This window comes from Moraxella equi, assembly GCF_002027555.1.
Classification (GTDB): Bacteria; Pseudomonadota; Gammaproteobacteria; order Pseudomonadales; family Moraxellaceae; genus Moraxella; species Moraxella equi.
In genome coordinates, this window is the sequence record NZ_MXAP01000109.1 from 1 (window position 1) to 14040 (window position 14040).

12 protein-coding genes and 1 pseudogene are annotated in these 14040 nt (G+C 40.0%); 7 read left to right on the plus strand and 6 right to left on the minus strand.

The window, feature by feature from the left end; translation table 11 throughout:
• Positions 1-240: 240 nt before the first annotated feature.
• The 5 genes from B5J93_RS13585 (at position 241) to B5J93_RS10380 (ending at position 3944) form a co-directional block, all read left to right on the plus strand.
• The gene (locus tag B5J93_RS13585; RefSeq protein WP_158080734.1) at positions 241-549 is read left to right on the plus strand and encodes a M43 family zinc metalloprotease; all 309 of its coding nucleotides are present in this window, start codon (positions 241-243) and stop codon (positions 547-549) included.
• A complete protein-coding gene (locus B5J93_RS10365) occupies positions 474-1181 on the plus strand; it encodes a hypothetical protein (RefSeq protein WP_143823533.1) in 708 nt (235 codons plus the stop codon). The genes B5J93_RS13585 and B5J93_RS10365 overlap by 76 nt, the downstream gene beginning before the upstream one ends.
• On the plus strand, positions 1181-1786 hold the full coding sequence (locus B5J93_RS10370) for a hypothetical protein (RefSeq protein WP_079326305.1): 606 nt from the start codon (positions 1181-1183) through the stop codon (positions 1784-1786). Before B5J93_RS10365 ends, B5J93_RS10370 begins: the two co-directional genes overlap by 1 nt.
• A 588-nt stretch (positions 1787-2374) precedes the next feature.
• On the plus strand, positions 2375-2617 hold the full coding sequence (locus tag B5J93_RS10375; protein WP_079326306.1) for a YheV family putative metal-binding protein: 243 nt from the start codon (positions 2375-2377) through the stop codon (positions 2615-2617).
• 226 nt (positions 2618-2843) lie between these two features.
• On the plus strand, positions 2844-3944 hold the full coding sequence (locus B5J93_RS10380) for a flagellar basal body-associated FliL family protein (RefSeq protein ID WP_079326307.1): 1101 nt from the start codon (positions 2844-2846) through the stop codon (positions 3942-3944).
• Between the two features lie 74 nt (positions 3945-4018).
• On the opposite strand, the gene B5J93_RS10385 is transcribed toward B5J93_RS10380, so the two are convergent.
• The 6 genes from B5J93_RS10385 to B5J93_RS10410 form a co-directional block, all read right to left on the minus strand.
• A complete protein-coding gene (locus B5J93_RS10385) occupies positions 4019-4471 on the minus strand; it encodes a hypothetical protein (RefSeq protein ID WP_079326308.1) in 453 nt (150 codons plus the stop codon).
• Positions 4471-5187, minus strand: a complete 717-nt coding sequence (gene rph / locus B5J93_RS10390) for a ribonuclease PH (protein WP_079326309.1) — start codon at positions 5185-5187, stop codon at positions 4471-4473. Before rph ends, B5J93_RS10385 begins: the two co-directional genes overlap by 1 nt.
• 133 nt (positions 5188-5320) lie before the next feature.
• A complete protein-coding gene (locus tag B5J93_RS10395; protein WP_079326310.1) occupies positions 5321-7024 on the minus strand; it encodes an AMP-binding protein in 1704 nt (567 codons plus the stop codon).
• A 530-nt stretch (positions 7025-7554) separates the two neighbouring features.
• The gene (locus tag B5J93_RS10400) at positions 7555-8487 is read right to left on the minus strand and encodes a hypothetical protein (RefSeq protein WP_079326311.1); all 933 of its coding nucleotides are present in this window, start codon (positions 8485-8487) and stop codon (positions 7555-7557) included.
• Between the two features lie 45 nt (positions 8488-8532).
• Complete coding sequence (locus tag B5J93_RS10405) at positions 8533-9192, minus strand: metallophosphoesterase (protein WP_079326312.1); 660 nt, start codon at positions 9190-9192, stop codon at positions 8533-8535.
• 9 nt (positions 9193-9201) lie between these two features.
• Entirely contained in the window at positions 9202-10716 is a 1515-nt protein-coding gene (locus B5J93_RS10410) for an RNA ligase (RefSeq protein WP_079326313.1), read from the minus strand.
• Between the two features lie 232 nt (positions 10717-10948).
• Between B5J93_RS10410 and rtcR the strand changes: the two are divergent.
• A pseudogene (rtcR, locus tag B5J93_RS14465) lies at positions 10949-12509 on the plus strand (RNA repair transcriptional activator RtcR).
• 68 nt (positions 12510-12577) lie between these two features.
• A complete protein-coding gene (locus tag B5J93_RS10420; RefSeq protein ID WP_079326314.1) occupies positions 12578-13372 on the plus strand; it encodes a WG repeat-containing protein in 795 nt (264 codons plus the stop codon).
• Positions 13373-14040: the final 668 nt, after the last annotated feature.

Sequence of the window (14040 nt, forward strand, 5' to 3'; positions counted from 1 at the left end):
TTGGGTTCGGTTGGTATAGCCCAATACCCACCCCAAGTCAATGTTGGCGACCAAAGCATCTTGATGGATACCAGAAATCTTTATTATAATATCATAAGTAATATACCCGAACTGTCCGACAGAAAGCAAAAGTTTCATCAAACCACCCATATTGTGTTTACAGATTACCCAAAAACATATCAAAACAATAATTCAATCACAACAACCCATGGGGAGGCAGAGCCTATAGGGAAAAACCCAATGGACTGCACCTTGGGAGGTTGTACTTATTGGGGTAATTTTTGCCTAACCTATGATAAAGGCAATAATGATGAGGGGCTACATACAGCAGCACATGAGTTGGGGCATACTTTGGGACTGGAGCACACATTTAATGACGCAAGTTTATTTCTTTTAAGGCAGGGGCTTACTGACAATTTGTTGGATTATACCAAAACAAAAGGCGGTCAAAGCAGTCCATATTTAGGTAAGCAATGGGCATTATTCAAATGGCAATGGGACATCATCCGCCAAGACAATCATCTTATCAAGCACTATGGAGCATTTTAATGAAATTTATTATTTTATTATTTTTGGTCGTCTTATCAAGCTTGCCCACCATCGGCTATACAAGTCCTGATTTGTCTAATAAACCGTATTTTAATACCATTGAATTAATTAATCGCATTCAAAAATATGATGATACCAAATTTATTAGATATAGAGAAGAAAAGATTAATGACTATAAATCAAGTTATTATTTTTATGATGATGATCCAGATTATTTTGTTAGAAATGAAAGAGGTATTATTAGAATAGGCTATCCTTTTTCAGAAAGAGAAGAGATGGTGAATAATCCTGCCTTGTTTAATTACATCTCTGATAAAGAAAAAGAAGAAGCCATTACCATCATAGCCATTGGTATTGATGATAAAGAAAAGGCAAGAGAGATATTTGATAAACTTTATCAAGATTACCTAACAAATTATCAAGAAAAAAAGGAGTGTTTAAGATGTACTGTAGAGTCAACATATAATTATCAAGATATGGAAATTGGTATGTTTGGCATGGTTATTAATAAACAAGATAAGCCAAATGGTATATTTAGATATGATATTGACTATGCTTATGTTGAAAGTATTTATTTTCCACCACTAAAATCCACACCAGAAGATCTTAAAAAATACTACGGGACATTCTAATGAAACTTACTACTTTATTATTTCTAACCGTCTTATCAAGCTTGCCCACCATCGGCTATACAAGTCCTGATTTGTCTAATAAACCGTATTTTAATACCATTGAATTAATTAATCGCATTCAAAAATATGATGATACCAAATTTATTAGATATAGAGAAGAAAAGATTAATGACTATAAATCAAGTTATTATTTTTATGATGATGATCCAGATTATTTTGTTAGAAATGAAAGAGGTATTATTAGAATAGGCTATCCTTTTGTATTAAGACGAGAAATGGTCAATAATCCTGCCTTGTTTAATTACATCTCTGATAAAGAAAAAGAAGAAGCCATTACTATTATCGCCATTGGTATTGATGATAAAGAAAAGGCAAGAGAGATATTTAACAGATTACACACAGAGTATCTAAAAGAATATGAGGATAAAAAAGATTGCTTGAATTGTTTTGTTGAATCAAATGTAATCCATAATAATATTAATATCATCATGCATGGTGAAGTAAATAAAAAATATGGTAGAAATTATGCTGTAATCAAGGCAATTTATTTTCCACCACTAAAATCCACACCAGAAGATCTTAAAAAATACTACGGGACATTCTAATGACAATTTGCCTAAAAAACAATATTCCTATTATATACTTGCTGCCATAATAATAATGTATTGTGAAAGACTAGTATAAAGATAGCGTAACAAAAAACTTAATGAATAATATTTATATTGGAAAAATGCTCTCATTATTTAACTGGCAATGAGACATCATCCAAAACGACAAAAGCATTCAAAGAGGTCAATAACATGTTTAAATCACTCATCTTATTGTTAGTCCTACTATTGTCAGTACAAAACGCTAATGCTTTAACTCAAACACCTCTTTGCAGACTACCCTTTTGGGATTGGAGCTATAAAAAACTGGTAGATAAAAAAGACCTATATGCTCGTATCCAAAAATACGACAGCAAAGAGTATTTTTAGAATACATTTATGCCCATGACAACAACTGGGATACAAAGCCAAAACGAAGCCTGCCTCCTTACCTTAAAATGCAAAAATACCCTGCTTATACAGGCAGTCATTTAAGTGCAGTTGAGTATGGTTTTGATGACAGCAGAGATGTTAGAAAAACAACCAACCATTGCACAAATGCACAAATGGGGGTAAAATCTACCCCTATTTTTATTGAAAAACACCATGAGATACCAATCCACCCGCCCAAAACGCCAATTTCTTGCAGGGGTTAAATGCACCCAATGCGGAGCGACCGATACCACCGTGCAGGTGCAGATTTTCACGCCAGAGCCTGATGAGTACATTGAGTGCGTGGCATGTGGGCATACAGCACGCCGACCCACCGCAGACGACCTGCCCCAAATCCAAGCCACCACCGAAGGGGCGATGACAGAGAGCGTGGGCGTGGTGCGTTTTATAAAATAGCCATCAGATGTCGCCCCATCATGAATTTGAGTCAAAATTTGTGCTTTTTGTCTTAATTTTGTTGTAAAAAGCTGAAAATTCTTGTAAATTTTGATATAGTACAGCAATATTTGTTGGCAAGCGTCCCATTGGCACCATCAGACTCGAATTATATCAAAGTCAGTCAAAGCCCGATGAACACCCCTGCCATTCATTAGCCCCATTTAGCCAATAAGATAGGTTTCCCATGTCAGAGAAAAAAGACCCGAACGAGATTAATTTTGATGATGAATTTTTGGACATTGATTTTGGTAATGCCGACCTCAATGCCAGCACCGACACCACCGCTGATGTCGATTTAAGTGCCGAATTTGACGAGCTGTTTGACCAAAACACTGCCAACACCGCTAGCTCTGACATTGACTTGACCATCAATGAGCCTGTGGACATCGCCCTATCTGATGTGACCGTGACTGATAATGCTACTGGCATTGATTTGACCCACGCTACCAATAACACCGCCCAAGATGATTTTTTCAATCAACTAGATGACCTAAACCAAGCCAGTGCCCCCACTGACGTGGCAAACGGCAACGTCGATACCGCCCTACTGGGTGCAGGAGCAGTCGCAGGAGCAAGTGTCGCCAGTGGTCTCGGGCAAGGCGAAGTCGCCAAAGATAAGCCTGCTAAAAAAGGATTGTTTGGCAAAAAAGATGGCTCGCCCAAAACCCCAAAAATGACTAAACCCAAAGCCTCTAAAACTCCAAAGCCTGCCAAAAATAGTGGCGACAAAAGCGACTTGACAGGGCTACTGAGCGACCCTAAAAAGCTCAACAAGCTCATCTTGGGCGGTGTGATTGCCCTAGCCCTGATTGGCGTGGCACTCTACATGGCAATGAGTGGCGATGAAGGCAGTACCCCTGATGTCGCTCCTGCCCCTACTCCTGTGAGTGCGCCTGCCCCTGCCGAAGAGACCGCCCCGCCTACCACTGACAGCACCGAAACTCCTACTTTGCAAAACGAAGGTGATGTGGCAAGTGATACAGCAACTACCTCTGTGGCAGGTGACAGCGTGCTACCTGAGATTAAACCCGTGGTGAATCCCGATGAGATTCTAAATGCTGAGATTCCAAGCGACCCTACACTCATCAAAGAAGAGATTGACCGTTTGGCAGACAAAGATGCCCAAATCGCTGAACAAGAAAAACTCATCCAAGATCAGCTGACTCTAATGGAAGATTTAACGACTGCCAAAGCCGAGCAAATCGCCCTACTCGAAGCCCAAATCGCTGAGCTTGAAAACCAAAAAAACAGCACCGAGACGACCGCTCCTGCCAGCGGACAGTAAAGCACCCACCAAAAACAAAGCCCGACGATGTTGGGCTTTGTTTTTGGTTTTGATTTATCAATTTATAAATCAATTTACAAAATCCGTATCGCCTGCTCTCGCTTCTCCAACGCCTTGCCTTCTAGTACTGATTTGGCGACGTGGCGTTCTTTGTCATTATCAAAGCCCAAGATATGCCAGCTTCTGCCCAAATCAGTGATGACTAAGGTGTCATTTATCAGCTCAATACGAGCATTCTCGCTCAGTTTGACGTTTTGCCCCTGTGCGATAAAGGCACGATTTTTGATGATAATCACCCCTGTGGCGATACGGCTTTGGTATTTTAGGCGGTTTTTGTAGATATTAAAACCAAAAATCAGCACCGCAAACACTGCCATCACCCCAATGGTAATCTGCACAGGGGCGGTCATGGCAACCACCGCCACACATATCGCCAACACAACAAGCACCCCTGCCATGACAAAGACAGGGTTCGACTCGGTGCCATTTAGCGTGATAGACACGCCATCATCAATGACTTTTAGCATTACCAGCCCAACGCTTGTTTTTGGAGTTCAAAAATCTCTTTAATCCCAGACTCGGCAAGGTCAAGCATGGCATTTGCCTCATCACGGGTAAAGTGCTTGTCTTCTGCCGTCCCCTGAATCTCGATAAACCCGCCCGCTTGGGTCATGACCACGTTCAAATCCGTATCACAGGTCGAGTCTTCACCATAATCCAAATCCAAATACGCCCGTCCGTCCTTGATACCGACCGACACTGCCCCCACCAGTCCGATGAGCGGGTCTGTGGTCAGCTTTTTGTCTCGTTGTAGACTCTCTAGGGCATCAATGAGTGCCACCGCCGAGCCTGTAATGCTTGCCGTGCGTGTACCACCGTCCGCTTGTATGACATCACAGTCTACATAAATGGTGTTTTCGCCCAGTTTTGACAAATCCAGCATGACACGGAGCGAGCGACCGATAAGACGCTGTATCTCTTGGGTGCGTCCTGACTGTTTGCCCTTAGTCGCTTCACGTTGGGTGCGGGTGCCTGTGGCTCGTGGGAGCATGCCGTACTCTGCGGTGAGCCAGCCTTGCCTTTGCCCCTTTAACCAACGTGGCACGCCCTGCTCTATGCTGACGTTACACAGAACTTTGGTGTCGCCATAGCACACCAGTACCGAACCTTCGGCGTGTTTGGTGTAGTTGCGGATAAAGCTGATGGGACGTAATTGGGATAATTCACGGTTGTCGTGTCGCATGATGTGCCTTATAAAGTAAAATTTGGACTATTGTAACAGTTTTCGCCCCAAAACAAAACCGCCCAACCCAGAATATCCCCATTGGCAATATTCAGATTGGACGGATTTTTAAGCGTTATAGGTTTTTACCTTATCACGCCTTTTTATCTTCTTCTAATTTACGCAAATCCTTACGCAAGATTTTGCCCACATTAGATTTTGGCAATTCATCAATAAACTCAACATATTTAGGGCGTTTATAACCTGTTAGATTCTCTTTTGCCCATGCGATGACTTCTTTGTCGGTTAGGCTTTCGTCTTTTTTGACGACATAGACTTTGACCAGCTCGCCACTATGCTCATCAGGCACGCCAATCACGCCACATTCTAGCACTTTGGGGTGAGCAGTGATGACTTCTTCGACTTCATTAGGATAGACGTTAAAGCCCGACACCAAAATCATGTCCTTTTTACGGTCAACGATTTTGACAAAGCCCCGCTCGTCCATCACACCAATGTCGCCTGTCTTAAAATAACCGTCCTTTGTCATGGTCTTTTCGGTCTCATCGGGGCGGTTGTAGTAGCCTGCCATGACCTGCGGGCCTTTGATGGCAATCTCGCCTGCTTCCCCAAGTGCCACTTCTTTGCCATCATCGTCCAGTAGGATAATGTCAGTATTGGGAAATGGGATACCAATTTTGCCGGTGTAACTGCCTGGCGGATTTAGCGTAGCGACAGGCGATGTCTCAGACAGCCCATAGCCTTCAACGATATAAGTACCCGTGAGCTTCTCCCACGCTTCTGCCGTGCTTGGTAACACCGACATACCCCCGCCAAGCGATAGACGTAGGTTGGTGTGGTCAAGGTTTTTAAAGCCTTCATGATGAGCCAACGCATTAAACAAAGTATTGACCGCAGGGAAAAACACAGGACGATATTTGGCAAAATCTTTGGTTAAGGCATCAAAATCACGGGCGTTGGTGATGAGTAGCAAGCTAAACCCCATCTTCAAACCAAGCATGGATACCGTAAATGAGAAAATATGATACAAAGGCAACGCCGTGGTGATGTATTTACCCGTCAAATCTTCATCGGCAGGAAAGACCTTTGTTACAAACGTCATGCATTGTTCAACGTTAATCACAAGGTTCTTATGCGTGAGCATTGCCCCTTTTGCCACGCCTGTCGTACCACCTGTGTATTGTAGCACCGCAATGTCATCAAGCGACAACTCAGGGCGGACATAGCGACTTGCCGATACTGCCGTTAGGGCATCTTTAAAACTCACGGCATTGGGAATGTTCCAACTTGGCACCATTTTTTTGACATGTCGGACGACCAAATTCACCAAAATGCCTTTGAGTCCCATCATATCGCCAATGCTCGCCACGATGACGTGCTTAACCTGCCCTTTGTTTTTGACCTTTTCAAAGGTATGAGCAAAGTTCTCCACGATGAACAACGCCTTTGCCCCGCTGTCATTAAGCTGATGTTCTAGCTCATGCGGTGTGTACAGCGGATTGACATTGACAAGGGTTAGACCTGCCCGAATAATGCCCATCATCGCAATCGGATACTGCAAAATATTTGGCATCATCACCGCCACTTTGTCGCCCTTATCAAGCCCCAGCGACTGCAAATAACTGGCAATCTGACGGCTGTATGTGTCAAGCTCACGATAAGTAATGGACGCCCCCATACACGTTAGGGCGACTTTATTACCGTGTTTGGCAAAGTTCTGCTCAAAGCTGTCAAGCAGTGAATTGACACCGTCTGGCACCTTGACATTCACATCAAGCCCATTATCGGCGTAGGTTTTTACCCAAGGACGGTCGGCAGGGACACTAAAATTTTGCATGATTCTTCCTTAATATTCTAAAATGGAATGTATTGGCAGTAAAATCAGTCAAATTGCTCAAAAATTAATCACAATCAGCGCTTAAATGTAAGCAAATATTGCGCTATAAAATACACCATTTTTGCCAAATTGCCAAATGATTTTTGCTTGAAAGGGCAAAATTTTTGTAGTGATTATGTTGTTTGTGGGGTGTTTATAAAAAATGCTTGATAAGTGATTGATGAGAAAATAAAAGATAAAAAAGGGAAAGTAGCACAAGGCACGCAGACCACGCCAAAATCAAAAGCAAAGACCCCTATTTTTGCAAAGTCAAAGTCTAAGATAAAGCCTTAACATTTTTCCAATTTTTTCAAAATTGGTAAACATTAAGAATAAAAATAGGGCGAATATTTGAATTAACTAATTACCAATTAGTTGCATTTCTGCGGTGGCTACTAGCCATATCAATTTTGCCTTGTGCTACTTTGGTTTTTGGGTATGGGTAAATTTATAGGTCAAATTTACCCATACCCAAAATTTTTACATAAATATTATGCCTTTTTTAAAAGTTCATCAATGATGTCTTTAAACTCATTGGGAATGATGATTTTAAAATTGGCAATTTCTGCTTTAACGGCGGTTAATTGTTCGGTTTTTGCCTTAACTCGTTCATTTAAAATGGCGTTGCGTTCGTTTTGTAATTGGTTTAACATTTCTTCATAACGCACTTTTGCCCCATTTTCAAAATCACGGAATTTGGCTTTATAAAAATTCACCGTATTTTCATACTCTCGGTGTTCGCCCAAAAGATAATTTTGTGTTTGTTGCAATTCATCAAGCTCATATAAAGGCGTATGATGAATTTTAAACACCTGCTCGCCCACTTCTTTAAAACTAATGCGTTCTTGTTTGGTGAGTTTATGGCGAATGTCATCAAAATTATGAATGAATTTACCAATATGCGATGCTTTTGCTTCGGCAGTTTTATAGGCAATCACATCGGCAAGTGGCAGAGTTAACATAAAATCATCCATTTCTACACGGCGGATTTTTTCTAATGCTACCATATCAATTCGCTCCAAAAGTTCGTCTTCTTGCTGGCGGACATTACGGATTTTATCATTGATGATATTGATACGCTTTTCTTTCTCTTTAATGGCGGTACGCAAAAACGCAGAAATGGCGTATAATTCACCAATCAATTTTAATTTGTCATCAATATTTTCTACTTTTTTAAAATCGTCCAATCTCTCATTATCTAGGTTGGAAGTATGTACTTCTAAACCAAGCCGTATGCGAGTACCACCTTTTGGACTTTGTAAGCTAGAAGTATGCGTTTCTAAGTTATTAATTTCATCTTGAATGGGCTTTAATTTTTCTTTAATGCGTTCGCAAATATAATTGGCTTCTGATGAAGTAACCCCAGAAGCATTAAAATAAGGGTTTTTGGTTAAAAGCGTGTGAATTAGGTCTTGTTCTTTCATAAATTTCTCCAATTTTGTTTGAAATATCATACACCAAATAAAAACTTAAAGCAACCCATTTATTTTTAACAATTCTTGTCTAATGATTTCTTTATTGGTCATCACATCCGCATTTAATACAATCTCATCATCACCGCCAAAATGTGAAAGATTGGGTAACTCTTGCAAAAATTCATCAATGTCCGCCAATGTCAAAAATCTACCGTGCAAATCAAAGCCAACATTTAAAATCTTGCCTTTGACTTTTGCCATTCGGTCGTGAATATGCCCGTGCAAATGATAATAACCCTTATGACAGCCGTCCCATTCGTCAATGGGATAATGCGACAAAATCAAAGTATGTTTTGATTCTTTTAAGGTTAATTTTAAATAATCATTGATTGATGATAACATTGGATTGCCGTCATTTTTAATTTGAGTTAAAAACCGCTCTTTGTGCCGTTTTATTAAATTGTCGTGATTGCCCAAAATTAAATGGTGCTTACCATTCAACCTGCTTAACACTTTTTCAATTTCTTTTAAATCGTGGCTAAATGACACATCGCCCAGATTATAGACCACATCATCAGGCTTAATGGTCGCATTCCAAATGTCAATCAATTCATCGTTCATTTTATCCAAACTTTCAAAAGGTTTACGAAAAGTTGGACAAAATTTAACAATATTTTTATGGCTAAAATGCCAATCGGAAGTAAAATAAATCATAATAAACCCTCAAATATTTCTTAAAAACTCTTGGATAAACGCAATTTTATCCAATTCTGACAACTGATTAAACTTTTCTTGATTATCTTTAATATAATCAATCAACGGATAATATTCTTCATCCACTTGTCTTTTGTCTAATTTTCGCCCAAGACTATTTGCATTGCTCCGCCCCAAAAATTTAGAAATCAAATAATAAGGAGATTTAAGTTTGAACAGCATTTCTTTTGTTTGGCTATCAAACACCATAAAACCTTCGTGTTCTACGGTTTTTAATAAGGTCTTTAATTCGCCAAAAGTTATTGCCGTTATCATCTGTGGGCGAGTGATTTTAATACCGCTACCAATGGCATTTTGTTCGGCATTAAAGGTGTCGGCAATGGCGTTTAATTCATCTTCGTCAAATTGTCGTCCGCTTGCCACATCAATGATACCAATCAAAGTTTCACCAAACACTTCTTTAATGATATGCACATCTTTTTCATCGGTGATTTCAAATAAAAAGGTGTGGTTAGGATATTGTTTAAACAATGGCTCATATTTTTCACAATGAGCCTTATTCATTTTGGCAAAATCGCTGTCCAATGACCCTGTGGTAGAATACAGCACTTGCTGATTAAACTCAGCGTGATAACTTGGGTGCGTCTCATCAAGTGCCACATAAGTACACACGCCCAAAAAACCATTAACCTTTAATACCGCGTCCACCAAATGCGTATCGTCTATGCTAATGGGGTATTTGGATTTTTTGGCAATGCGTTCTGAATAATTAAATACTTTTTTAAAGGGGCGAACAATGATATTATTGTGTTTATCAATCACCGTTCCACGCATTTCAAGTAAGGCATTATCAAAACTATCATTAATAAATACTTCTCTTTTGTATTTTAAAACAAAAAGTTCGGGATAGGTTTTGGATTGTTTGATGATAAAATTTCTTTTGCCATATTGTAAATACTCATCGCTAATATAGCTTTGGCGGTTTTCGTCAAAGGGCAATTCTTTTTTGTTATCAAATTGGCTCATTTTTTCAATATCGGCTTTAATGTCATCGCTCATTGGACAAATGGGTTCAATATGAATTTCATCTCGCAGTTTATTATTGTTTAATTTGACATAAGCGGATAATACATCGGCTCGTTTGACATTATGCACATTGTCAAAAAAATTATGCAAACGATAAATTTCCGTAACCAGTCCTTTTTTGCGAGCCGATTGCAAAAGTTTAATGCAAACGCCTGATTTCTGATTGGTGTTGGAGTTAATCACCAATATATCCAAATTGGGGTTTGCACGGGCGGTTTCAAAGGCGGTTTTCATTGTGGTTTGACCGATTTGCACCGCTTTTTCAATACGCTGTGGCGTCCAATGATACACACCATTTTCATCAATTAATAATTTGTCATTTTCAATATGGACGATTTCGCCATTTGGAAATTCTTGTTTAAATTCGGCGATTTTTTGCTCGGCAAAAGTGGATTTGCCAGACCCTTGATGACCACGAATTAGGATAAATTTTTGCATAGGATTTCCTTTTAATAAAGGTTGGTTTGACTTTTATTATCCAAATCTTGTGCCAACTTGGGGAATTTTGGGGAAAATTGTTTTTAAGATATTGATTTTTAATAAATTAAAATTTTAAGATTGGATAAAATTTAAAATTTACTTGTTAGATTTTTGGAAAAATTCTATAATATTTGATAGATTTATATCTAAAAATATAAGCAAAAAGGTGCATAAAATGAAAAAATCAGTAATGCTTGGCTTTCTTGGTACGGTGTTGGACGATGGATACAGTCAAAGACGGCACACCAAATGGCGACCCAATGTCAATGTTCATCAGGTAATGGCGTTTGACCGTGTGGAGCTGTTTATTTCGCCAAAATATGAACGCCTAGCCCTGCAAGTGGTGGCGGACATTCAGGAGATTCGCCCTGACATCACCGTCAATTTGGTGGATATGCCCCTTGATAATCCGTGGGATTTTGGCGAAGTTTATGAAAAATTAGCAAGTTGGGCGGACAGCTATCCTTTTGATATTGAACAAGAAAATTATTTTACCCATATTACCACAGGCACACATGTTGCTCAAATTTGCCTGTTTTTGCTGGTGGAAAACCGCCAAATCCCAAGCCTACTTTTACAGACCGCCCCGCCCAAAGACAGCCCTTGCCAAGTGGAGACGATTGATTTGGATTTGGCTCGTTATGATGCCCTAGCCAGTCGCCTAAGTAAGGTTAGGGACGATGCGGTGCGGTTTTTGAAAACCGACATTGCCACCAAAAACCCCACTTTTAACGCCCTAATCGGGCAAATTGAACAAGTGGCGATGGGCTCAAAGTCGCCAATGCTGATTATGGGGGCGACTGGGGCGGGCAAATCGCAACTGGCACGGCGAATTTATGAGCTTAAAAAGGCTCGGCATTTGGTGGCGGGGCGGTTTGTGGATGTTAATTGTGCGACTTTGCGGGGCGATATGGCGTATTCGGCTCTGTTTGGGCATAAAAAAAGGGGCGTTTACGGGGGCGATGACGGCACGGGACGGCTATCTTTTGACCGCTCATCAGGGCGTGCTGTTTTTGGACGAGATTGGCGAGCTTGGGGCGGACGAGCAGGCGATGCTTTTGACCGCTTTGGAGGACAAACGCTTTTATCCGATGGGGTCGGATACGCCTGTACACAGCGATTTTTGGCTCATTGCAGGGACAAATAAGGATTTGAAGGCGTGCGTGCGGGCGGGGTCGTTTCGGGAAGATTTGTACGCCCGTATCAATGTTTGGCAATACACCCTGCCTGCGTTGGCTGACCGCCGTGAGGACATCGCCCCCAACATTGCCTACCAGCTTGACATTGCAGGCTTTGAGCTTGGGCGAAAGGTGCGGTTTGGGCGTGTGGCGTATGAGCGGTATTTGGCATTTGCGATGAGCGATGGGGCGGTTTGGCGGGGCAATTTTCGGGATTTGTCGGCGAGTATTTTACGCCTTGCGACTTTGGCAAATGATGGCAAAATCAATGAAATATTGGTTGATGATGAAATTGGGCGTTTACAAACATTGTGGGCGGACGATGATATAAAAGACGATGTCGGTATTAATCCTGCTTTGCTTGCCAAAATCAATGCCCAAGACTTAGATGAATTTGATAAAATGCAACTGTTAAATGTCATCACGCTTTGCCAATCCCACCCCAATATGGCAAGTGCAGGACGGGCGTTATTTAATCATTCACGGCTAAATAAAGCAAATGCCAATGACAGCGATAGATTAAGAAAATATTTGGGGAAGTTTGGGGTAAGTTGGGGGGAGATAAAGGGGTAATTTAATGGCTTGTTATCTGCCTAAAACTTTTATAAAATGAATGTTAATTTATCAAATAAGGATTATTTATGAAATCACTTTTAAAGCCCCTAATTCTTACCCTATCTTTGTCATCAATATCCGCTTTGGCGTGCGAAATACCGCAAGTGGCAGGGTATGACGATGTTCACTGTTTATCAGATGGATTGGCAGAAGTTAGAAAAAACGGCAAATATGGCTTTATTGATAAAACAGGTAAGGTGGTTATTCCTGTTAAATATGACGGTATTGGGAGATTTTCAGAAGGTTTATTGAGCGTAGAACAAAACGGCAAATTCGGTTTTGTCGATGAAACAAATAAAATTATTATCCCCATCCAATATGACTTTTCTTTTGATTTTTCAGAAGGTTTGGCAAGGGTGAAACAAAATGACAAATGGGGGTTTATTGATAAAACAGGCAAAGCAGTTATCCCCATTCAATATGATGATGTTTGGGATTTTTCAGAAGATATGGCGGTCATCATGCAAGATGGCAAACGGGGCTTTATTGATAAAACAGGTGTAGTAGTTATTCCTGCCGATTATGACTGGGCGTCCGATTTTTCAGAAAACCTGTCAAGCGTAGAACAAAATGGCAAATGGGGATTTATTGATAAAACAGGCGAAGTAATTATTCCCCTTCAATTTGATTATGCTGGAAATTTTATAGAAGGATTGGCACACATAAAACGCGATGGTAAATATGGTTTTATAAATAAGACAGGCAAAATAGTTATCCCTGCTCAATATGATTTCCCTGATAATTTTGAAAAAGGCAAAGCCTTAGTTAGAATGAATGGCGAGTATTTTTATATAGACAAAACTGGCAAACGCATTGACTAAATTGTTATTTTATACCAACCGAATTTAAAAACTGCTACAAAATTCACCATTGAATTGTAGGGGCGAATGATATTCGCCCTTTTGTTTAAAACCTTGATTGGGCAAATGTGATTTGCCCCTACAAAACCGTATCAAATTTATCGTTCGGTTAGTATAATTCGTAGGCGTGTGTCACACACCATTTAGGAAAATAAACCTAAGACAGTGCGTGATGCACGCCTTGCGCTTTAAGGAATATTTGGGGCGATTTGGGGTAAGTTGGGGGGATTAAGGGATAATTTTAAATAAATACCTTAAAAACCTATCTTATCACAAAAAACCAAATTAAGAATATCAATTCTAGAACCAAAACAATATAAGCAAGGCGGTTTAGCCTTTTTAATTGTTTGGGCGATCAGGTCTTTTTACCAAGATAATAATTTGTCAAAACACAAATAATATAATAAGACAATCCATATCCTATGATGGGTAAAAAAGGATTAAGGTTAAGTTTATGGGTGATATAAAGCCAATTATTAAAAGCAATCACACCACATACCCAAATAGAAGTAAGGGTGCTTTGAAGGTCTTTGTTTTTATTAAGATGTTCAAAGTTAAATAAATTAAGCATTTAAACTCCCATTGCATTTAACTTATCAGCATATATAAAAATAGTGGCATTACGCACC

What these genes read in the sequence shown, in the direction of transcription:
- B5J93_RS13585 (WP_158080734.1), top strand. Translation starts at nt 241, where the DNA reads ATGGACTGCACCTTGGGAGGTTGTACTTATTGGGGTAATTTTTGCCTA.
- B5J93_RS10365 (WP_143823533.1), top strand. Translation starts at nt 474, where the DNA reads ATGGGCATTATTCAAATGGCAATGGGACATCATCCGCCAAGACAATCA.
- B5J93_RS10370 (WP_079326305.1), top strand. Translation starts at nt 1,181, where the DNA reads ATGAAACTTACTACTTTATTATTTCTAACCGTCTTATCAAGCTTGCCC.
- B5J93_RS10375 (WP_079326306.1), top strand. Translation starts at nt 2,375, where the DNA reads ATGAGATACCAATCCACCCGCCCAAAACGCCAATTTCTTGCAGGGGTT.
- B5J93_RS10380 (WP_079326307.1), top strand. Translation starts at nt 2,844, where the DNA reads ATGTCAGAGAAAAAAGACCCGAACGAGATTAATTTTGATGATGAATTT.
- B5J93_RS10385 (WP_079326308.1), bottom strand. Translation starts at nt 4,471, where the DNA reads ATGCTAAAAGTCATTGATGATGGCGTGTCTATCACGCTAAATGGCACC.
- rph (WP_079326309.1), bottom strand. Translation starts at nt 5,187, where the DNA reads ATGCGACACGACAACCGTGAATTATCCCAATTACGTCCCATCAGCTTT.
- B5J93_RS10395 (WP_079326310.1), bottom strand. Translation starts at nt 7,024, where the DNA reads ATGCAAAATTTTAGTGTCCCTGCCGACCGTCCTTGGGTAAAAACCTAC.
- B5J93_RS10400 (WP_079326311.1), bottom strand. Translation starts at nt 8,487, where the DNA reads ATGAAAGAACAAGACCTAATTCACACGCTTTTAACCAAAAACCCTTAT.
- B5J93_RS10405 (WP_079326312.1), bottom strand. Translation starts at nt 9,192, where the DNA reads ATGATTTATTTTACTTCCGATTGGCATTTTAGCCATAAAAATATTGTT.
- B5J93_RS10410 (WP_079326313.1), bottom strand. Translation starts at nt 10,716, where the DNA reads ATGCAAAAATTTATCCTAATTCGTGGTCATCAAGGGTCTGGCAAATCC.
- B5J93_RS10420 (WP_079326314.1), top strand. Translation starts at nt 12,578, where the DNA reads ATGAAATCACTTTTAAAGCCCCTAATTCTTACCCTATCTTTGTCATCA.